Below are 22,825 nucleotides of genomic sequence, written 5' to 3'. Positions count from 1 at the left end.
TTAAAATGTTTACTTTCTAATTAATTATACCATAGCCTTTTCGGGCTTGTCAAATGGGCTTTTGAGGACACAATCCGGGGAAAGAGGGGCGTATTAACATATGAGTACTGACCAGCAATGGAGCGAGGAGCAGCAGCGAGTAGACATCGTAACCGATCAGATCGAGCGGAAAATAACCGACCTTGAAAAGGAGGTTGGGTCCTTCCGGGATGAAGTTGTGGAGATGAGAAAGGACTTCTGGGATGAAGTCACCATGAACTTCAGTGAGGCGGATGATGTTGGGGAAACATCGACCAGCATGCGGCAGCAATCGCAGGTCCTGTCTGATCGGGAGCGTAGTCATCTGAATACGGCTGCGGCGTTGGACAAAATGAAACGACTGCATCACTCGCCCTATTTTGGACGTATCGATTTTAAGGAAGACGGTTATCCGCAAGCAGAGCGGATTTATCTGGGTATTGCCTCACTGCTGGATGAGAAGGAAGAGTCCTTCCTGGTCTACGACTGGCGAGCGCCTATATCCAATCTGTATTACGATGGTGCCCCCGGACCAATTACTTACCATACACCGAGCGGGGAAATCAGCGGCGATATCGAAATGAAACGACAGTTTGTCATTCGGGATGGACGTATCCGTTTTATGTTCGATACCGGGGTTACGATTGGGGATGAACTTCTTCAGGCGGTGCTGAGCCGGACATCGGATGCACAAATGAAAAGCATTGTGGCGACCATTCAAAAGGAACAAAACCGAATTATCCGCAATGACCGTACACGTATGCTGATTGTGCAGGGAGCAGCCGGCAGCGGCAAAACGTCAGCTGCACTGCAGCGCGTAGCCTATCTGCTATACAAGTATCGCGAGCATTTGCAGGCCGATCAGATGGTGCTCTTTTCGCCGAACCCGATGTTCAATAGTTACGTATCCACGGTACTGCCTGAGCTTGGGGAAGAAAACATGCTGCAAACGACGTTTCAGGAGTACCTGGAACGCAGGCTTGGCCGCGAATATCAGCTGGAGGATCCATTCATTCAGCTTGAATACGTCCTCTCCAATATGGAGGATCCAGGATACACGGCGCGCATGTCAGGCATCCGCTTCAAGTCTTCCGAAGCCTTCCTGAAAGTGATTACTCGATTCAAGGACAGCCTGATGTCGGAAGGCATGAAATTCAAACCGGTGCGGTTCCAGGGACAGGCGGTTGTCACAGCGGAGGCGATGGCTGAGAAATTCTACAGCTTCGGGTCATCCGTGAAGCTGGTGAATCGTCTGGAAATGCTGCGGGACTGGATGCTGAAGGAATTGTCGGCCTTTGGCAAAAGCGAATTAGAAGCACCTTGGGTTGATCAGCAGCTGGATCTGATGGAACCGGAAGATCTGCAGCGTGCTTATCAGCGGCTGAAACGCAAACAAAAGGGGAAAGTGGATACATTCGATGATTTTGCACAGGAACGGGAGATCCTGGCCCGCATGGTGGTTAGTGATCGGCTCAAGCCATTGCGGAAGTGGATCAAATCGCTGCGATTCGTGGATATTCGCCAGTTGTATGCGCACCTGTTCCAGGACCAGGCACAGATGATTCGACTGCTGGAAGGCGAGGCACTGCCTGCTCACTGGGATGAAATCTGCAGCATGACCCTTCGCCGAATGAAAGTACAGGAACTGGCATATGAGGATATTACACCTTATCTGTATTTGCGGGAGCTGCTGCTTGGATTCCATATCAACTCGAATATAAGACATGTGATTATTGACGAGGCCCAGGATTATTCTGCGTTTCAGCTGGCTTTCATGAAAAGACTGTTTCCACGGGCGAAAATAACAGCCTTAGGTGATTTTAATCAGGCGATCTATGCCCATTCTTCAGTACTTCGTGGGACTGGACCACTCACAAACCTGTATGGACCAGAGAATACCGAAGTGATCGAACTCACGCGGAGCTACCGTTCAACACAGGAGATTGTGGAGTTTACAAGGGGGATGGTCCCCGGTGGGGAAGAGATCATTCCGTTCAATCGCAGCGGCGAGAAGCCGGCAGTCATTGTGTCATCCAATAGGGAGGAGCATATGAAGAAGATTGCAGCGGATCTTAGCCAACTCATTCAGGAAGAGTATGAATCGGTTGCGGTAATCTGTAAGACGGCGGAAGAGAGCAAGGAAGTTCACGAGGCGTTAAGCCGTGTACTGCCTGCTGCACCGAAATTGATCAAGAAGACAACACTTGCCTTCGAACGGGGTGTGCATGTCATACCGGCATACCTTGCAAAAGGGGTGGAGTTTGATGCGGTGCTGATCTATGACGGTTCAGCAGAACAATATGCGCAGGAGCACGAGCGCAAACTGTTTTATACCGCGTGTACCCGAGCGATGCACCTGCTCCATGTGTACAGCCTTGGTAAACCAAGTCCGTTCATAACCTCACAGCCGCAGCAGCTATATGCCATTAACCATGTATCTGCGGTTCAAAGAGATTAAACAAGGTGATCCATCTATATGAGAAGACTTCCGTTCCCTCGAACGGGAGTCTTTCTATGTAGGGGAAGGTTTTGAATATGATAAACGAATGGAAGAGCAAGGCTGGATAACGATTCCTGACATAAGAATGAATGGGTTTAGTTCAGTGGATAATTATGGAGCTTGAATTTGTACTCATGCACAATTGGTGGGAATTTTCTTTACACATGCCGTGCGGACTCATATAATCGTAACAATATATTTTTTTGGGATCGTTAATGAATGAAGGAGGCAATGGCATGAACAAACCATCTTTTGAACGGCCATTAATGGCAGATTGTGTGCCTGATCTGGTAGCAACAGCGCGAGGAGATATGAAGGCAACATTAGTGATTCGGGGAGGGACGCTGGTTAATGTCATCTCGGGTGAAATTTTGCCGGATATGTCCGTTGCGGTACAGGGAGCTCGGATTGCCTATGTTGGCAAGGATGTGAGTCATACCATCGGAGAGCATACACGCATTATTGAAGCAAAAGGGAAATACATTGCTCCAGGATTACTGGACGGACATTGCCACATTGAGAGCACGCAGATGAAGGTGACGGAGTTTGCGAGAGCCGTACTGCCTTCCGGTACAACCGGTGGTTTTTTTGACCCGCATGAGATTTCCAACGTACTCGGACTCAAGGGTCTGCGGCTTATGCTGGATGAAGCGAGAACGACGCCGCTCGCAGCCTATATGCAGGTGGCTTCCTGTGTGCCTTCAACACATCCTGGTTTGGAGACGACAGGAGCTTATATCGGGCCTGAGGAAGTGGCTGAGGCTCTCTCCTGGGGCCCTGACATGATTGGGCTTGGTGAGGTCATGAACTTCCCGGGTGTCGTATACGGGGATGAAACGATGATAGGAGAAATCCAGGCTACGCTGCGGGCCGGCAAGGTGGCGGACGGTCACTTTACCTGGGCAGCGGATGACTGGCGTTTACCTGTTTATGCGGCAAGCGGTGTGACTGGAGACCATGAATGTGTGACGAAGGAAGATGTCGTGGAGCGTCTGAGACTTGGCATGTATGCCAAAATGCGTCAGGGATCAGCCTGGCATGATGTGGCCGAAACCATCAAAGCCTGTACCGAACTCGGACTGGATACTCGCCGAATGATGCTGGTGACCGATGATCGGAGTTCCGAATCGCTGCTCAAAGAAGGACACATGGACTTCGTCGTCCGACTGGCCATCTCGCAGGGGGTCAAACCCGTGACTGCCTTCCAAATGGCAACGATAAACACAGCGGAGCGTTTCGGTGTGGCTCGTGATATTGGGGCCGTTATCCCTGGCAATATAGCTGATATTATCTTACTGGATGGCCGACTGGCAGATGTGCGTGTTGGCCTGACGATTGCTGCCGGGCATGTTGTCGCAGAGAATGGGAAGATGACGGCCGTCTGGGATAGCTTCACTTATCCGCAAGAAGCGTTGAATACGGTGAAGCTGGAGGCTAATATTCAGCCGAAAGATATGGAACTGCAAGCGCCGATTGCCGAGGGAGCCATCGGGGCCAAAATCATTCATGTGACCGAAAACCATGTGGATACGAAAGAGAGACATGTTCCTGTACCTGTGCAAAACGGTAAGGTAGCTGTGTCCACAACGGGAGATATCTGCAAAATTGCAGTACTGGAACGGCATAAGCAAACCGGAAACAAGGCAGTTGCACTTGTCGGCGGCATTGGATTCACACGCCCTGCAGCCATTGCAATGACAGTAGCTCATGACAGTCACAATCTTCTCATTATCGGTAACGATGATACCTTGATGGCGGAGGCAGGTAATCGGGTAATTCGCATGCAAGGCGGGGTTGCCGTGATTACGGATGAAGGTGTAACCGAGTTTCCACTTCGGATCGCAGGATTAATGTCCACCGAGCCTTTTGAAGAAGTCGCTGCACAATCTGCTGCAATCAGCGAAGCACTGCAATCGGCAGGCTGTACTCTGAATAACGCCTTTATGACACTTTCCCTGCTTGCTCTGGTCGTTATTCCTGAGCTGCGTTTGTCGGATAAGGGGTTAGTACGGATCTCGGCAGAGGGAATTGAGCTGGTGACACTATTTGACGAGACAACGGAAAGTAGCCCCATTACCCCTGCTGGAACATAACCTGAGAGCATGTTTCTTATGCTAGCTGGTTTGTAAGAATGTGATAAACAGAAATGATAACATACAGATGGATGAAGTTTCTGTGTAAGACGGAAGTCGCCTTTATGGCGGCTTTTTTTGTTCTTTTAGAGAAAACGCTTCCTAGGTCTTCTGTTGGTCATTCCTATATGGCAATAACGACAGAAGTTGTGGAAATTTTCTGTGTAAATTAAAATCTTTTTAATAAATGAGACTTAAGAACTATGAATACAGAAGTGTGAATTCCCGAAATAATCTTATATGATCCTTTCGTCGTAAGTCTAGAAGATGATATTGCATATGAAAGCAAATGCATAAACGAATGGTTTATCTAACTCATAAAATGAAGGGTAAAACGACAAACATTCTTCCGTATTACGACGATGGAGCGGTAAATTACAAGGGGAGTGTACAAATATGCAAAGCAAGCGGGGGTTTCATTTTATTAAAATTATCAGCTGTCTGGTTCTGATTGCGGGTGTCACGTTCTCATCCAAGACCATTGCACAGGGTTCTGTAGAAAGTTATGAATCGATCCATGGCAACGTGGAAGGGCCGATTAGAGCGACCTGGGTATGGGATACCACTCAGATTGAGAAGAATCCGCAAGAGGTGCTGAAATTTGCCGTGGATCACGATATCAACACGGTCTATCTGCAGATCAATCGCGATGTGAAGATACCTTATTATACAGATTTCATTCGTAAGGCCAGAGCTTACAATATCGCTGTCGATGTGATGGATGGAAGAGCGGCTTGGGGGCTAACCGAAAGCAGAGATCAGATTGCAAGTTTCCTCGACTGGATTGAAGCCTATCAGAATCAGGTAGAACCTAACGAGAAATTTGCGGGGATTCATCTTGATATTGAACCGCATGTGCATCCGGAGTGGAAAACCAATCAGGCCAGCGTCATTACCCAGTGGCAAGGGAATGTTCAATACATCGTTGACCGCGCTGCCCTGATGAATATGCCTGTAGCAGCAGATTTGCCTTTCTGGCTGGATAATTACAAGATTCCGGGTTCAACGATGGCTGTGAGCAGCTGGATGATCCGCCAATTTGATGCGATCACGATTATGGCATACCGCGATACGGCTGCAGCAATCTATGACGTGGCCAAGAACGAGCTTGCAGAGGCTTCCCAGCTGGGCAAAACGATCTCGATTGCCGTAGAGACGAAGCAGAGCAAGGAAGGCGACTTCATTACATTTTATGAAGAAGGTTCAGCGTACATGGAATCTCAACTGAAGCAGGTGGAGAAGTTGGCGGCAGAGCACTCCTCATTTAAGGGATTCTCTATTCATGAATACACTTCCTGGAAAACGTTAAAATAATATAAGCGGTACGAGCTATAGAATAAATTGAATAATAAAAGGTGCTTGCAGCATAATCGCTGTAGGCACCTTTTTTGCTTCATATAAGCGCAGGCTCCATAGCCACCTTTTCATAAAACATTTTCCGATACTGCGAGGGGGTGGTATTTTTGTGTTTTTTGAATGTGGTGATGAAATAGCTCAGATGTTCAAAGCCAACATCCATGGCTATATCCACGATTTTGTGATCCGTGTTCTCGAGCTGGTAACAGGCTTGCTGCACACGGTAGTAGTTAATATAGTCGACAGGACTTTTCTGTACCATCTGCTTGAAAAAGCGACAAAAGTGTCCTTCACTCATATTGGCCTCATCGGCCAGCTCTTTCAGCTTCAGCGGCTCAGGATAGCGCTTGTGAATGTAGCCAAGGACGGATTTGAGTCGCTCCACTTTGTCATGGCTGCCTGTCGGGACGGTACCTTTCACAGGTGCAGGGCGCATGTGTTCAAACATACGAGCGAAAATGAGATACAGGTAGGCTTTGGTTGTCATCTCACAGGTTTCAGAACCGTTCGCATGATCGGCAAAAATACGCTGCAGATGGAGCAGGATCTCACGGCCCCAGTCATCCTCCGGCTTCATATGAAATGGAGGGATAAGTGTCTTATGAACGAGCGGTCTGATAAACTTCTCCTGTACGGCATCGAAGGTGCGGCTGCCCAGCAGCTCCGGACTGAACACGATGGAGGAAAAAACGCAGGGAAGGTCGCTTTTCAAATAGCCAGCATGAATTTCGCCGCGGTTAACAAAAATCGCCTCGCCCGCTTTCACCTCTACGGTATTCATGTCAATCTGAAACACGGCACTGCCTTGAGTAACCATCGTAAATTCCATCTCGTCGTGCCAGTGGCAATCCAGAATGCTGTCTCCATTAAGCTGTTCAATATCCGGATAAACACTGACGGGATACATTGCATTACCGTGGATTCGGTCCTCCCGTAATCGTTCGCGTTCCATAGAAGGTCCTCCTTTATGGTATCATTATTAATGTAATCGTTTCCACAGATTGGTGATCTTGTTCAATAATCGGACAGGAAATATCAAAATCGTGATATATTTGGTCAAAATATCGGAAGAAAACCATGTTTAATATCAATATTATTATAGTATAACCGAAGGGGGAAAGAAAACATGAAATTTACTGATGGATTCTGGATGACTCGTGAAGGATACCACATTCAAAACCCGACTGACATTCGTGATATTGTGCAAAAAGGGGATTCGTTGACCGTATATGCGGCAACTAAATATATTCGTACCAAAGGCGATACGTTGAACGGTACATTGCTGAAAGCAACGTACAGCTCACCTATGCCAAACGTTATTCGTGTAACCTTGAATCACCATAAAGGAAGAGTGAAAAAGAGTCCTGAATTTGAACTCAACTATCAAGATGTGAATGTTGACATCACGCAAGATGAACAAGGAGCTGTTTTGAAAAGCGGCAATCTTGAAGTTCAAATCGACAAAACCAAAGGCTGGGACGTCAGCTTCCTGTATGAAGGAAAACGGATTACGGGCAGCGGTCAGAGAGCGGCTGGTTATATTACAGGTCCGAGTAAAGAAGCATACTTCCGCGAGCAGCTTGATCTTGGCGTTGGTGAATACGTTTACGGTCTGGGCGAGCGCTTCACACCATTTGTTAAGAATGGTCAAGTGGTTGACACATGGAATGAGGACGGCGGTACAAGCAGCGAGCAGTCCTACAAGAACATTCCTTTCTATTTGTCCAACAAAGGATATGGTGTATTCGTAAACCATCCTGAACGCGTATCCTATGAAATTGCATCTGAAAATGTATCTAAAGTGCAGTTCAGCGTAGAAGGCGAGACGTTGGAATACTTTATTATCGGCGGTGACAATCCGAAGGATGTACTTGATAACTATACGAAATTAACAGGTAAACCAGCCCTTCCACCGGCATGGACGTTTGGTCTGTGGCTGACAACATCATTTACAACCGATTATGATGAAGCAACCGTAAACCATTTCGTAGACGGCATGGCTGAACGTGATCTTCCACTTTCCGTATTCCACTTTGACTGCTTCTGGATGAAGGAATACCAATGGTCTGATTTTGTATGGGATGAAGCGATGTTCCCGGATCCGGAAGGCATGATTCGCCGTTTGAAAGACAAAGGCCTTAAAATATGTGCTTGGATCAACCCATATATTGCAGAAAAATCCTACTTGTTTGATGAAGGTATGGAGAACGGTTATCTGGTAAAAACAGCGGATGGCAGCGTGTGGCAGTGGGATATGTGGCAAGCGGGTATGGCTCTGGTTGATTTCACGAATCCGGATGCTGTGAAGTGGTACAAGAGCAAGCTGGAAGTACTGCTCGATCAAGGTGTAGATTCATTCAAGACAGACTTCGGCGAAAGAATTCCGACGGATGTTGTATACTTTGATGGCTCTGATCCGGTTAAAATGCATAACTACTATACACATCTCTATAACAAAGCTGTATTTGAATTGCTTGAAGAGAAAATTGGCAAGAACGAAGCTGCCCTGTTTGCCCGCTCGGCAACAGCAGGTGGTCAACAGTTCCCGGTTCACTGGGGCGGAGACTGCTCTTCTACTTATGAATCCATGGCTGAATCGCTTCGCGGCGGTCTGTCACTCGGACTTTCCGGTTTCGGCTTCTGGAGTCATGATATCAGCGGATTCGAAAATACAGCGACACCTGACGTATACAAACGCTGGGTACAATTCGGTCTGTTGTCTTCCCACAGCCGTCTACACGGAAGTACTTCGTATCGTGTGCCTTGGCTGTTTGACGAGGAATCCGTGGACGTTGTTCGTGACTTCACCAAACTTAAAAACAGTCTGATGCCATACCTTTACAATTCTGCTCAAGAATCAACTGTAAAAGGCATTCCGATGATGCGTGCCATGGTTCTGGAGTTCCCAGAAGATCCTGCCACTTACAGCTTGGATACGCAATATATGTTTGGTGATTCCATACTTGTTGCGCCGATCTTTAATAAGGAAGGCGATGTAACTTACTACTTGCCAGAAGGAACGTGGACAAACTTCCTGACTGGCGATAAAGTGCAAGGCGGCCGTTTTGTACGTGAGAATCACAACTTCCGCACATTGCCAATGATGATCAAGCCAAACAGTTTGATTGCAGTGGGTGCGACCAATAGCAAACCGGATTATGATTATGCTGGTGACGTTTCCCTGCACTTGTTCGAGCTCGCTGATGGCAACACGGCGCAAGCGGTTGTTGTGAACCAACAGGCTGAGCAGGAACTGGTTGTGAACGTAACCCGTAATGGATCTGTTCTGGAGGTACGTGCTGAAGGTGCAGGCAAGCCATGGAATGTGGTGCTTCGCGGCATCGAAAGTGTATCCAGTGTTGAAGGTGGATCCCAGACAGCTGGTGAACAAGGCATCGTAGTAACTGCAGCAGCAGGCGTAGGCTCGCTCACGATTCAATTGTAATCTGCACGCATGACTTAGAGGACGGTACCGCAAGGTGCCGTTCTGTTTGTCTACAAGGGAGATGGACAGAAGTAGCTGCAGCCAGCAAGTCATAGTATGATTGAGGATAGACAGTAATAGATAGGAGAATGAAGAAATTGAGTACCATTTCTACTGGCTTACACCGGACTATTCCAACCGGGATATTATATCAATTGGTAGAGAAGAATTTTGGAACCGCTACCAAAGTGAAAGAGTACTCCCTCTTGCAGGGCGGACTTTTCAATACAACTTACCGGGTACTGCTGGAGCATGCTGCTTATTCGGATGTGATTTTGCGTTTGGCCCCAGAAAGAATAGATCCGCAAGCGGAGAAGGCCAGTGATCCGTTGTTTTCCTTTGAACGTACGATGATGACAGCAGAACCGGTTGTTTATGATTATTATCAGAAGGCAGGCATTCCGGCTCCCCATGTCATTGTGTGTGATAATAGCGGCTCGATCATTCCGAGAACCTACATGTTTATGGAGTTTATTCCTAGCAAGCAGCTGAATCACCCGTCGATCTCGTTACCCGAAAAGGATAAGCTCTACCGCGAGCTGGGTAAATATACTGCCGCCATGCATCGGATACAGGGTGAATCCTTCGGCTGGCCACAAGGAGACGGCACCATCGAAGGATCGGATCGCTGGTCCGAGGTACTAGTGGCTTTTGCTGAAGAAACAGCGTGGAAAGCCGAGCAGGTTGGATATATGCCGGGTGTTGGCGAACAGATTACAAGCATGTTCCGGGATCACAGCGAATTATTTGATGAGGTGACCGTTCCCGTACTTGTCCATAACGATCTGTGGGAAGCAAACGTGTTGATTCATGAGGATAAGGATGATAAGGACGCTTTGAACATTGCCGCCATCATTGATGGAGATCGGTCCATGTTTGCCGACAGGGAGTTTGAAGCCATTCTGTCCACAGCACCGCCAGCATTTCACGAGGGTTACGTTCAAGCTCTGGATATGTCTGATCAGGGACTGGCACGCCGGCTGGCCTATAGAATATTGTCCTCTTATTTTAATGCTTACGTTCATGAATATCAGGTTGATCAGCCGCATGACGGACAGAAGTTTTGTCAACGTACGTTGGACCTCATGGAACAATGGAAGATGATGATTGAACCATACCAATAACTAGGAGGCGTAAGTATGAAGGAATATGAACAATACCCCATGTGGGATGCAGCTTTGCCACTCGAACAGAGACTCGATGACCTGATTAAACGTTTGACGATAGAAGAGAAGATCAGTCTGATTCCTACACGCGAAGCAGCTGTCCCGCGGCTGGGGATTCCTGCATACAACGTTGGAGGAGAAGCGGCCCATGGGGTGGCTTGGAAAGGGGAAGCAACCGTTTTTCCGCAGCCTCTCGGACTCTCAAGCACATGGAATACGACACTCATGCGTGAAATTGGTTCAGTCATTGGGGATGAGGCCAGAGCCTACCACCATCGCGAACCTGAACGCCACGGCTTGACCCTGTGGGCACCAACTGTGGATCTGGAGCGTGACCCGCGTTGGGGAAGAACGGAAGAAGGGTACGGTGAAGACCCTGTACTCACTGGGGAGATGTCAGCAGCTCTCGTGCAAGGCATGCAGGGAAATCATTCATTTTATTTGAAAATGGTAGCTACGTTGAAACACTTTTTCGCCAACAATAACGAGAAGGACCGGCTGAATTGTTCATCCAGCATAGATCCGCGAAACTTGCGCGAGTACTATCTTAAAGCATTCGAGACACCGTTTGTTGAAGGCGGTGCCTTGTCCATGATGACAGCCTATAATTCGATCAACGGCACGCCTGCAATAGAAAGTCCTTATGTGAACGATGTGGTTAAGGGCGAATGGGCTATGCCCGGTTTTATCGTCTGTGACGGGGGAGACCTCTCTCAAACCGTAAACTATCATGGATACCATGCGACGCATGCCGAATCTGCGGCAGGTGCCTTGAAGGCAGGTGTGGATTGTCTGACCGATGAAGTGGATCTGGTGGTAGCTGCATTGCAAGAGGCCCTTGATCGAAATTTGCTGAAGGAAGAGGATCTGGACCGGGCTATTCGCAACATTTTTGGTGTTCGCATGCGCCTTGGACAACTGGACCGCTCGGGTCTTAATCCATACGCATCTATACCGGAGTCTGTCCTGTGTGCGCCGGAACATGCCAAATTAAGTTATCGAGCTGCGGTAGAGTCTATTGTATTGTTGAAAAATGACGGGTTGCTCCCATTAAAGTCGGATGCACTTCGCAAGGTAAGCGTCATTGGACCTCTCGCGGATGCAGTATTCACCGATTGGTATAGCGGTACGCTGCCATATCGAATTACCGTATTAGATGGTTTACGGAACAGATTGACTGATGCAGAGGTCCACTATGAAGACGGGAATGATCGTATCAGCCTCCAGACACAGGAAGGGCAGGTATTATCCATCGGAGATGAAGGAACCGTTGTAGCCGTTCCGGAAGGCAGTGCGGAGAAGGCTGTGTTCGTTCATCAGGATTGGGGATGGGGAAGTCACACGCTGCGAAGCGTGAACAATAATCGCTATATTACGTTAACCGAACAAGGCAAATATCAGGCGATTGCACCAGAGATCGGGGGATGGTTTGTTAAGGAAGTTGTACAATTTGATCCCGAGATCGATAACAGCAGCTTATTGCGGACGTGGAATGGTCTTCCTTTAGGACTTGCTGAATATCAGGACAAGCATGTATTGGCACCCGTTGCAGATTCATCAGAAGTTGGCACGGAAGCATCGGAAGCGAGTAATTCGGTGATTGGAGCGAAGGAGCCAGTACGACTGGTGAAGCATGTCGAGATTGATGGTATCAAGCGAGCAGCAGCTTCTGCAAAAGTCAGTGATCTATCTGTAGTCGTTGTCGGCAACAGTCCCTATATTAACGGCAAGGAAGAAATTGATCGGCCTGGTCTTACGCTACCGTCTGAGCAAGTCCGTCTGGTCAAGGAGGTTTGCAAGGCAAATCCGAATACCGTAGTCGTAATTGTGGGAAGTTATCCATTTGCACTTCAGGAACTGAAGGACATAGCTCCAGCCATTGTATATTTGACCCATGCAGGACAAGAACTTGGTCATGCGGTTGCGGATATGCTGCTTGGCACATATGCTCCGGCAGGCAGACTGAATATGACCTGGTATGAGGATGAGTCACAGCTTCCCGATATCATGGACTACGATATTATTAATAACGGTACGACATATATGTACCATGAAGGTTCCGTCCTATATCCATTTGGACATGGTTTGACTTATTCTCCATTCGAATACAATGCAATTGACGCTCAGCGGATTAAGGGAGTATCCGGAGCTGATGTATTGAAGGTTGAAGTGCAGGTTCGAAATGCGGGAGAAGTTGCAAGTGATGAAGTAGTGCAGATCTATGGGCGTCCGCAGACATACCGAGTGAAGCGGCCGTTGAAGCAATTAATTGGCTTTAAGCGTATCCATCTTACACCTGGCGAAGTGCAGACCGTATCTTTTGAAATTCCTGTTCAAAAGCTTGCCTTCTGGGATGTCACACGTGACCGATATTGCGTGGAGACAGCGACCTGGTCCATCATGGCTGGACGCTCCTCGGAAGATATTCGCCAGACAGCCGATATGAAGATTGAAGGGGAGGTTATACCAGCCCGCCAATTGGACTTGCCAACATTTGCAGAGAATTTTGATGAGTATGCAGGTGTGCTCCTGGACGAGTGCTTGGAAGGACGATCAGCAGTTCGGGCGGTTGTTCCTGGAGAACCACTGTATAAGGAAGATCAGCTGTCTTGGATTACTTTCCTGAATAACGGAACACAAGGAGCGCATACATTTGAAGCACGGGTAGCTGCTTTTGGAAAAGGTGGCGAGCTGCAGATACGTTCTGGAGGGCCAGATGGGCCGCTTCTTGGAACATGTCCCGTGCCCATGAATGGTTCTGTATCCACACCGGGCCAAGATCGCTCTGACATGCAGTGGACAACGGTCCAATGTCCACTTCAATCTGAGCAGGAACTTGAGCGTTTAACCATTGTGTTCCAAGGTGGCGCTGCCATTCAGCAGTTCAGATTAAAATGTTAATCATTGCTGCGGAGTGAAAAAGATCTGTTCCAATAGGATGAATGATACACATAGACCGTTCCGGATTGTACAAACCGGAACGGTTTTTTTATCATGCTGTAACTGAACTTTTTTACATATCCCGTATAATCAATTGGCGAACTAACCACACTAACATTGTTGTTTTCCGATCTCGTAAAGGTGGTTAAGGCATGAAAGATAAAAAGTGGGACCTCGTCGCACTTGCTTCCATCCCGGTAATTATGACGTTGGGTAACTCCATGCTGATTCCGATCCTTCCGCAAATTGAGCGTGAACTGAAAGTTTCGTCCTTCAAGGTCAGCATGCTTATCACGGTATACGCAGTGGTTGCCATACTGCTTATTCCGATTGCAGGGTATCTGTCTGATCGGTTTGGACGTAAAGCAGTCATCATCCCCAGCCTTATCATTGCTGCAGCAGGGGGTGCGGTAGCAGGCGGAGCTGCATTAATGCTGAACGGAAGCATAGCGTATTGGGCCATCCTTGGCGGAAGGCTTCTGCAAGGGATAGGTGCCGCTGGAGCTTTTCCCATCGTTATACCCCTTGTTGGTGACATGTTTGACGACGAAAAGCAGGTCAGCAAAAGTTTGGGTATCATCGAAACATCCAATACGTTCGGTAAAGTCATAAGTCCCATCTTGGGTGCTGCGCTGGCTGTTTGGCTGTGGTACCTGCCATTTATGGCCATACCGGTGCTCTGTTTGCTTTCCCTGGTACTCGTTATTTTTCTGGTAAAAACGCCGAAGAAAAAAGAGAAGCCACCGACCTTCTCCGAGTTTGTCTCATCCGTTCGTACAGTGCTAAAAGAAAAAGGCCGCTGGTTATATTCACTTTTTGCCATCGGTGGAATTTGCATGTTTGTTATTTTTGGCGTGCTTTTTTATTTGTCGGAGACGCTGGAGTCTGAATACCAGCTGAAAGGTGTTCTTAAAGGTCTGGTGCTTGCGATTCCGCTGGCGGCTCTGTGCTTGTCATCTTTCCTCGCAGGTAAATGGATTGGAAAGAGCAAGGTTCGCATGAAGTGGGTGGGTTTTACGGGACTTGTGATTCTGACCGGATCTTTGATCATTATGGGGCTCTGGGATAACATCTATATGGTGGTGGGATTGTTCACTCTGGGTAGTGTAGGGATTGGTGCCACGCTTCCATGTCTTGATGCACTCATTACTGAAGGCGTTGACAAAGCGCAGCGCGGTACGATTACAGCCTTGTTCAGCAGTATGCGTTTTATTGGCGTTTCTTTGGGGCCACCGGTCGTATCCCTTCTCCTTGGTACTTCGCATTTTATTCTTTTTATTGTAATCGCAGCTACTGGAGCGGTAGGTGGTCTGCTCACATTATTTGCGGTTAAGCCTGAAAAAGGAAAACAGCCCAGCTCGGGGGAAGCCCCTAACAAGTTGGAGCAGCATGCGGAGACGAATCATTTACCTAGACGGATACCCGTTAGGCGAAAGAAAAGTCCATTTTAAATGAACTGCGTTAATGCGTAGACACAAAAACGCGCTTGCTGGCGAGAACATCATTCTCAACCGGCAAACGCGTTTTTTATTTATGACGAAATTTTTATTTTTCAGCGGATGTGGTGGAACTGGACTCTTTGGAGTCTGAATCCGTGCCCGATATATGTGTATGGGCAAGTAACGGATGGACGGTGACTGCGAAAGTTCCACTTCGTTTACCTTGGATAAGATAGATCAGCAAGAACACAATCATGAAGATGACAGAATACCGGTACATGTCCGTGTAGCTTGTCATGGAGGCGATAGCACCAAGCAGCAGAGCACCCGTAGCAATCCCCAAATCAAGTGTATTCAAGAACATGCCATTCGCCATCCCGCGCTGGGTTGGAGCTACAATCTGAATCATCCAGGTCTGCAGTGACGATTGCATGGAACCATACCCAATGCCGTATATAAATGCTGCGACAAATAAAATCGGCATGGACGTTGCAAAAGAAAGGATAGTCAGTCCGATCGCCACAAAAATCGCTCCAGGAATAAGCAGCGCTTTGGGTCCCTTGCTGTCATACAATCTGCCTGCAAATGGTCTGACTAGCAGTACAGCTAACGCGTTAAACAAGAAAAATAAAGCAGGGTTGGCCAGATTGGCCTCTTTGCCATATAACACAATGAATCCGACAAGTCCACCATAGGTGATCGATAACAAACAATTCAGCACACTGGGCAAGATTAATTTTCGATTAAAAGGAATTTTCTCCTTCGTTCCGGAAACGTTCGCTGCGGGCCCAGCTGAAGTTTGAGGTGAACCAGCATGTGAACGTGCAGCTTTCTTACGTGTTAACGAATAACTGAGTGGATAGATGACGACGATTACGGCTGCTGTACACAGCATAAGTGTTACGAATCCTGAACCCTGCAGCAGCGTAACCCCGATAATGGGACCCATGGACATGGCAAGACTGGTAGATAACCCGAAATAGCCCATACCTTCTCCCATACGTTTAACTGGAATGATGTCAGAGGCCATGGTTGGGAAGGCTGTACTGCTCATTCCGAAACCAACACCGAAAATCATGCGCAGCAGCAGAAGAACAGCTATGCCGGCAGCAAAATAATACCCGAGGGTAGCAAGAAGGGCTACAGACAGACCGATGTAGATCATGGCATTGCGAAGGCCTTTTTCGAGTGCTTTGGCTGAGTATAGGCGAGCTGCAATTGCACTAAGCGCAAACAGACAGGTGAATAAGCTGACTTCAAAAGCATTCGCGTGGAATCGTTCCTGTACGTAGGAAGGAAGAGGAGAAACAATCATATGCAGCTGTAGGAAAAGCAGGAAGTTACAGAGCATGAGCAAAATAAAATCGGTGGTCCAAAGTTTAACCTGTGTAGAACGGTCTTTCATATGAATTCATTCCCCCTTGAGATGTTCAGTTCATTACAAGTTGTGATTGATGAGGGAAAGAGTATGTTTAAATGCTTCCATCTGGTCTTCGGGTATACCTTCAGCAAGTTCTTTATTCATTTCTCTTTCAATGGGAACCAGAATATCGATCAACGCTTTTCCTTCCGCAGTCAGATAGAGGAGATAAGCTCTGCGATCCTGTTCACTGGTCCGACGTTCAACCCATCCCTTTTTCTCGAGTAGATCAATAATGCGTGCGGTGGTGGGTTGATCCTTCAGAACGCGACTCGCAACTTCCTTTTGGTTCACGCCTTCTCCCTTATCGATATTGAACAGAACAGAGAATTGCTCGGTTGTTATATCGTAAGGTTTAAAACGGGTTGCAAGTAAAGCAGCGGCTTTGCGATATGTGAAGCCCAGCATAAATCCGACAGATTGCTCTAGCGAATAGTCCATACGAACGTCGTTCCTCACTTTCCTATAAATCATCTTCAAACGAATTACTTGTTATAACAACTATATGTGATGCAACCAATTTTGTCAAAGCAAATTGGAAGAAACCACTTTCAAATTGGATTGTGCGAAGTTAGAAAATCCTGATAGAATGGAAGTGAACTGCATAGGTGGAAAGTTAAGGATGTCATCTTGGAATACCGAAGGTTATTCTGCTCCATTCGATGTGGAGCTAACAAGGAGAGCTGAGTATGCTGAAAAACATTCCTGCAATAATTTCTCCAGAACTGCTTAAGATTATGTCCGAGATGGGGCATGGGGACGAATTGGTGCTTGCTGATGGCAATTTCCCTGCAGCCAGCCATGCTAGGCATCTCATCCGTTGTGATGCGCTGGGAACCGTAGAGTTACTGGAGGCCATTTTGAGGTTGTATCCACTTGATACGTATGCAGAACGGCCTGCAGCCGTCATGCAGGTTGTAGAGGGGGATCAGGTTGTTCCGATCATATGGGAGGATTACCGCAGGCTGATCTTGGAGCATGAAGGCATCACGGATGCCTTCGACCAAGAAGAACGATTTTCGTTCTATGAGAGGGCTTCTCGTGCCTATGCCATCGTTGCTACCGGTGAACGTGCCCAGTATGCCAATCTCATCTTGAAAAAAGGGGTCATTTTCCCTGATGTAAATCCTGATCCGCAAAATCAACGTATGGAAGTAAAGTGATTTCCTATAGAGTAATTAGTCCATGGCGACGGAGCCACTTACGCTCCTGTTCGCCTTTTTTGCGTTATATCGGATTGTTAAGAGACAAGGGAATCTGTACGAGTGAACTTATTTTGGTCCAAGGAGCGAAATATATTGCAAACTTTGATGCACTTGATGAATGGTAGATGGTTGTGATTGCCTTAAAATAAATAGAGTATATGAAAAATGATTCCGTGGTTAAAGGAGGAAGAAACAAATGGTGTACCAGGTTAGACGGGCAGGGTTTGATGATGCCCAGCAGATAGGTGAATTATTTAACCAGTACAGAATGTTTTACAACCAGGTTTCTGATACGGAGAGGGCCATTAAGTACATTCAGGAGCGTTTGAGTAAGGATGAATCTGTGATATGGATGGCAGAATCGGATTCCAAAACGGAACCTGGGCCAGGGAATATTGCCGGGTTTGTTCAGTTATATCCAAGCTTTAGTTCAGTGTCCATGGGGTCCATATGGGTGCTAAACGATTTATTTGTACATAAGGATCACCGCAAGCAAGGTATAGCTCGCAAGTTGATACAGGCTGCACAAAACTTCGCCAGCGAGACAGGGGCGATTCGAATAACCTTATCCACAGCGATTAACAATACACAGGCACAGGCGTTATATGAATCAGAGGGGTATGCGAAAGACGATCACTTCCTGTATTATGAACGTAATGTGTGATTAACTTGGAATAGGTATACTCGAAGTAGAGATAGATAGGGGAGGGATGAACGCAAAATGATGCAGTGGATCGCCATGATCACGATGCTGATCGATCATATAGGGGCTGTCTTTTATCCGCAGGTTGAGGAATTGAGGATCATTGGGCGGATTGCTTTTCCCATATATGCATTTGCTGTCTATATCGGGTATAAGCATACACGTAATGTACAAAAATACATCTGGCGTCTTTTTTGGATCGCTGTGCTCTCCCAAGTCCCTTTCATGGCGGCATTTAATCACTTGTCATTAAACGTCGTATGGACCCTGTGGTCGTCCCTGCTGGTTTTGCTGGTACTGGACAAACTGCCGAACCGATTACTGGGTATCCCGATTGTTGTTGGGGCAGGCATAATAATGGAGATAACGGCCATGGATTATGGCATGTATGGACTGCTGCTAGTACTGTTATTCCGGTACTTCCAGGGACCCGTACTGGTGCTGGGGCATGTTTTGTTAACGGCTCTTTATATCCAGCTCTATAGCAGTTCAGTCCAAATGTACAGCGTAGTGGCTACGTTGGGTATAGCCATTGCGCAGTATTACGGGGCAGGTTTTCGTTTGAAAGGACCAAGGTGGATATGGCGTTATTTTTACCCGGCTCATCTTGCCATTATTGCTATAATACGCTGGACATAAAAACAAACAAGCCACCGGGCTGTCAGAAGTGACGGCCAGGTGGCTTGTTTGTTTTTTATGAATGAATGGTCCTACTCCACAATATGAGATGTGGAAGAGTCAAGCTGCGGCTGATTAGCAGCAGGGAAATACCCAATGTTAACGGCATATTGCAGCATGCTGGAGATGAATGAATCATCTGCTTTTGCACAGTGAATTCCGGCTGGCTCTACATACGCTGTTGTTACCGGGCAAGCATATACGTAGGCTGAATCCTTCGCACCGTCACCTTCCAATTGGGCAATGGCGAGCTGCAGGGCCTCTGGATCCTTGCTGATGGATGAATCGAATAACCAGCTGGTATATTCATCAAAAGGCAGCGTTTCGACTTCATATCCCGCACGATTGATGGAAGCAATCAAACGATCGTAACGGATCGACTCGGGATTACAAATGTGGAATACCCGTCCAGCCGTGTCATCACGCAGAGCCAAATGCACGATAGCCTGGCTTGCATAATCAATCGGTGTGAAATCAACCAACCATTCGGCAGCAGGAGCTTTGCCGAGAAGGAGCATCGCTTTGATCATCCGGTAGAAGGCATTGCTGTCGATGTTGGACTGGAAGCGTCCCGTTTCCGAATGACATGTCAGGTTACCCGCACGGTAGATGCTTACCGGTACACCTTCCTCTGCTGCAATCATCAGTACTTTCTCCGCTTCAAGTTTGCTGTCAGAGTACAGGTTCTCTACATGCAGATCTGCCGGAAAACGGTCATACTGAAGGGATGATTCCCATTGTCCACTGAGCGCCAGATCTTCCGGTATGCCCATGGTCGAGACATGATGGAAGGAAGCGCCGGGTTTGCTGCGAACCAGATTCAGCAGGGCTACCGTACCCTCTACATTGGTTTTGGCAAACTGTTCAGCATCTCCAAAGTGTCTTACATCTGCCGCACAGTGAATGACACGATCAATCCGGGCTTGTACCTTACTGGTTTGCTCAGCGGTTAAACCGAGGTTAGGCTTCTCCAGATCTCCCTCGATAATCTCCACACGTGAAGCGAGAAGTGCACTAATCTCAGGGCCGAAATATCCCTCCATAACCTTGCTTAAACGCTGCATGGCTGTATTACCATCAGACGGGCGACGAACAAGCGTATGGATTGTCACATCCGAATGAAGAAGGAGCTGCTGCAGCACATGTGAACCAAGGTAACCCGTAGCGCCTGTTAGCAGAACATGCTCCGGCTTAAGAATCTCAGGGTAGCCCAGTTGGGATGCCAATTCGACCGGATGCTCTGCCAGTTGGGTCATTACGCCAGTGTGCTCACCGGATGGGGCAGTTTGCTCAGTAATCTGCGCAAGTGACTGTACCCGAAGTGCCAGGGAACGAATGGTTTTCTCTGCAAAGAAGTCGGCAATCTTCAGCTGCGGATAGTGCGGCTTCAGAATAACCAGGACATGGATTACTCGTAAGGAGTCGCCACCGATCGTAAAGAAGCTGTCTTCGATTCCAAAGTCGCTGTGTCCGAGAATTTCTTTCCACGCATTGAATATAATCGCCTCGGTCTCTGTCTCAGGCATGACCCGATCCGGCCGATTTTCATGTCTTTCCTCGTTTGGTAGAGATACCATCGCTTTCCGGTGAATTTTGCCGGTAGGTGCGATAGGCATTTCATCAAGCTGACAGATCCACTTCGGTACAAAATAGGATGGAAGCTTGTCTGCTAGTTGGGCTTTGATATGATCTACGGAGAGAGTGGTGCCATCCTTGGAAGTGAAATATCCCACAAGCATGTTCTGACCGTCCGATTCTTTCTTAGGAATGACCACAGCATCCTGAATCCCTTCAAGGCGAGCAAAATGATCCTCAATCTCACCAATTTCAATCCGATGACCGCGGATCTTCAGCTGTGAATCACTACGTCCGACATATTCCAGCAAACCGGTATCAAGCAGCTTGGCAATATCACCGGATTTGTAGATTTTTTCATCGATTGCAAAAGGATTATCAATAAAGGCTTGCTCTGTACGTTCTGGCTGATTCAAGTATCCTTTCGCCAGTGCAGGGGTAGCAATATATACTTCACCAGGCACGCCTACAGGGCAGAGCTGCTGCTCTTCATTGACGATATACACTTTGTAGTTATGAATCGGTTTACCAATCGGAATGTTAGCCACATGATCCGGTACCTGTTCACTGATCCGGTGTGTCGTTGTCGCCACAGTACATTCGGTAGGCCCGTACACATTGACGATATCGATCTGGTTACCAAATTTGCGCTGGAAGGCGCGAACCTGTTCTCCGTATAGGGCTTCGCCTGCAACGGTAATAATTTTAACCTTGGCCAACTTATGGAACCCTTCGTCTGACAGATAGGATGCAAGCTGGTTGAAGAAGATCGTAGGCAGGATCGTAATAATCGTTGTGCCTGTGCGCTCGATTGCCGTGGCGAACTCCTCTACAGATACACGTTCCTCGGCAGATAACAGATACAATTCCGCTCCATAGAACAGTGCACCGATCGTATCCCAGACGGAAGCATCGAAGCTGTATGTAGCAAACTGAGTCAAAACGTCCCCGGCTTGAATGTCACAATCGCGCTGCACGACACTTCCGAGGTTGACAACCCCGCGATGGGCAACGAGTGCGCCTTTGGGTTTGCCTGTGGATCCGGAGGTGTAGATGATGTAAGCGAGATCGTCTGCCTGAATATCCAGATTAGGATTACTTGCTGCAAACCCGGCCAGGCGTCCATCCACAGCCAGAATTTGACGTACGGTAGGAATACCCGAGAATAACCGTGAAGCTTCCGCTAGAGAGGACTCCTTGGTTAAAACAAAAGAAGAAGCCGTATCTTCCACGATATAACTATTGCGCTCCTGTGGATGTTCAGGGTCAATCGGAACGTAAACACCGCCTGCCTTCAGAATACCGAGCAGGGAAATGATCGTTTCCAGACTGCGTTCCATGAAGATGCTGACGAACTCACCCTTTTGCAGGCCGTTGGATAACAGTACGCGTGCGACTTGATTGGCACGTTCGTTCAATTCTCTGTAGCTATACCGGCCAAATGGGGACGTGATTGCGGGCGAATCGGGATACTCGGCAGCCGTAGCTTCAAACCAGCCATGAATGGTCTGATGCTCAGGTTCAGTCACACAGGTATCATTCATCTCGCGGTACAACGTCCGGTCAGAGGCGGACAAAATATCGACGGAGCCAATGGCCACGTCTTCATCCCGAAGCATGGAGAGAAGCAGGGTTTGATAGTACTCAGCGTATCTCAGCACGGTTGCTTCTTTCAGAAGGGATGCATCAAAGAACAAGTCGAGAGTGTATACATTCTGCTCCTCACGGATACTCCAATTGAGCACCTGCGGAGCCTGAGGAAGCTGAACACTATTAAACATAAACAAGGTTTCCGGGTAAGCACCCGGCTGCATCGAATCTTCTTTTTCTTGCAAAAGGGTAATTTGACGAAATAGCTCACGGAAGCTCATCTTACCATGTACCTGCAGCAGCAGAACTGATGCAGAACGATCCGGATCAAGCGTGCCAATGCCTAATTCCTGTTCTCCTGATAACCGGAACAACAAGGCAGCATATGCCGACAGGAGCGCGTTATAAATCGACGTTGAGCCATACTTCTGAGTGAGTTCACGGCTCTGTGTTGGCTGCAGCTGTATATGAGCTGATTCATACGAAAATGATTGTTGACGGCGCCCAAAATCCAGTGGAATCTGGAGAACTGGCAACTCAGATTCCACGGTCTGGGAAGATGAAGAGTGATGATCGATCACGTCTATTTTCCTCCTTAATTATAACGTTCGTTTTATCG

General features: G+C 47.7%; 14 protein-coding genes. 10 read left to right on the top strand and 4 right to left on the bottom strand.

From position 1 onward, the window contains the following. Window positions 1–100: 100 nt before the first annotated feature. The 3 genes from helD to ABIC22_RS28795 all read left to right on the top strand — a co-directional run bounded on the left by helD (window position 101) and on the right by ABIC22_RS28795 (window position 5,964). Window positions 101–2,476, top strand: coding sequence for an RNA polymerase recycling motor HelD (gene helD, locus ABIC22_RS28805; protein WP_354485518.1), 2,376 nt, complete (start codon window positions 101–103; stop codon window positions 2,474–2,476). A 278-nt stretch (window positions 2,477–2,754) separates the two neighbouring features. Continuing rightward, window positions 2,755–4,611: an adenine deaminase gene (locus ABIC22_RS28800; protein WP_354485516.1), complete on the top strand. Its 1,857-nt coding sequence runs from the start codon at window positions 2,755–2,757 to the stop codon at window positions 4,609–4,611. 435 nt (window positions 4,612–5,046) lie between these two features. Next, complete coding sequence (locus ABIC22_RS28795; RefSeq protein WP_127536350.1) at window positions 5,047–5,964, top strand: hypothetical protein; 918 nt, start codon at window positions 5,047–5,049, stop codon at window positions 5,962–5,964. A 79-nt stretch (window positions 5,965–6,043) separates the two neighbouring features. Here ABIC22_RS28795 and ABIC22_RS28790 read toward each other — a convergent pair whose 3' ends face one another. After that, on the bottom strand, window positions 6,044–6,958 hold the full coding sequence (locus ABIC22_RS28790) for a helix-turn-helix domain-containing protein (protein ID WP_127536348.1): 915 nt from the start codon (window positions 6,956–6,958) through the stop codon (window positions 6,044–6,046). Window positions 6,959–7,132: 174 nt separating this feature from the next. On the opposite strand from ABIC22_RS28790, the gene yicI reads away from it, so the two are divergent. The 4 genes from yicI (at window position 7,133) to bcbE (ending at window position 15,047) form a co-directional block, all read left to right on the top strand. Next, window positions 7,133–9,451, top strand: a complete 2,319-nt coding sequence (yicI, locus tag ABIC22_RS28785; protein ID WP_354485513.1) for an alpha-xylosidase — start codon at window positions 7,133–7,135, stop codon at window positions 9,449–9,451. A 137-nt stretch (window positions 9,452–9,588) separates the two neighbouring features. Continuing rightward, the gene (locus tag ABIC22_RS28780) at window positions 9,589–10,614 is read left to right on the top strand and encodes a phosphotransferase family protein (RefSeq protein ID WP_354485511.1); all 1,026 of its coding nucleotides are present in this window, start codon (window positions 9,589–9,591) and stop codon (window positions 10,612–10,614) included. 15 nt (window positions 10,615–10,629) lie between these two features. Then, the gene (locus ABIC22_RS28775; RefSeq protein WP_354485509.1) at window positions 10,630–13,557 is read left to right on the top strand and encodes a glycoside hydrolase family 3 C-terminal domain-containing protein; all 2,928 of its coding nucleotides are present in this window, start codon (window positions 10,630–10,632) and stop codon (window positions 13,555–13,557) included. Between the two features lie 191 nt (window positions 13,558–13,748). Beyond that, the gene (bcbE, locus tag ABIC22_RS28770) at window positions 13,749–15,047 is read left to right on the top strand and encodes a bacillibactin exporter BcbE (protein ID WP_354485507.1); all 1,299 of its coding nucleotides are present in this window, start codon (window positions 13,749–13,751) and stop codon (window positions 15,045–15,047) included. A gap of 94 nt (window positions 15,048–15,141) precedes the next feature. Here bcbE and ABIC22_RS28765 read toward each other — a convergent pair whose 3' ends face one another. Both ABIC22_RS28765 and ABIC22_RS28760 read right to left on the bottom strand, forming a co-directional pair. Further along, window positions 15,142–16,440, bottom strand: a complete 1,299-nt coding sequence (locus ABIC22_RS28765) for an MFS transporter (RefSeq protein ID WP_127536341.1) — start codon at window positions 16,438–16,440, stop codon at window positions 15,142–15,144. 33 nt (window positions 16,441–16,473) lie between these two features. Next, window positions 16,474–16,896: a MarR family winged helix-turn-helix transcriptional regulator gene (locus tag ABIC22_RS28760; RefSeq protein WP_127536340.1), complete on the bottom strand. Its 423-nt coding sequence runs from the start codon at window positions 16,894–16,896 to the stop codon at window positions 16,474–16,476. Window positions 16,897–17,144: 248 nt separating this feature from the next. Here ABIC22_RS28760 and fucU point away from each other — a divergent pair, with 248 nt between their 5' ends. The 3 genes from fucU (at window position 17,145) to ABIC22_RS28745 (ending at window position 19,002) form a co-directional block, all read left to right on the top strand. Continuing rightward, a complete protein-coding gene (fucU, locus tag ABIC22_RS28755) occupies window positions 17,145–17,618 on the top strand; it encodes an L-fucose mutarotase (RefSeq protein ID WP_354485504.1) in 474 nt (157 codons plus the stop codon). A 238-nt stretch (window positions 17,619–17,856) separates the two neighbouring features. Then, a complete protein-coding gene (locus ABIC22_RS28750) occupies window positions 17,857–18,324 on the top strand; it encodes a GNAT family N-acetyltransferase (protein WP_354485502.1) in 468 nt (155 codons plus the stop codon). 57 nt (window positions 18,325–18,381) lie between these two features. Further along, the gene (locus tag ABIC22_RS28745; protein ID WP_261779898.1) at window positions 18,382–19,002 is read left to right on the top strand and encodes a conjugal transfer protein TraX; all 621 of its coding nucleotides are present in this window, start codon (window positions 18,382–18,384) and stop codon (window positions 19,000–19,002) included. 71 nt (window positions 19,003–19,073) lie between these two features. On the opposite strand, the gene ABIC22_RS28740 is transcribed toward ABIC22_RS28745, so the two are convergent. Then, window positions 19,074–22,787, bottom strand: a complete 3,714-nt coding sequence (locus tag ABIC22_RS28740) for a non-ribosomal peptide synthetase family protein (protein ID WP_354485500.1) — start codon at window positions 22,785–22,787, stop codon at window positions 19,074–19,076. Between the last annotated feature and the right edge of the window lie 38 nt (window positions 22,788–22,825).

Origin of the sequence: Paenibacillus sp. PvP094 (assembly GCF_040546835.1) — a bacterium.
Lineage (GTDB): Bacteria > Bacillota > Bacilli > Paenibacillales > Paenibacillaceae > Paenibacillus > Paenibacillus illinoisensis.
The sequence above is the reverse complement of the archived record's forward strand: the minus strand, read 5'-3'. Positions and strand labels throughout refer to the sequence as shown.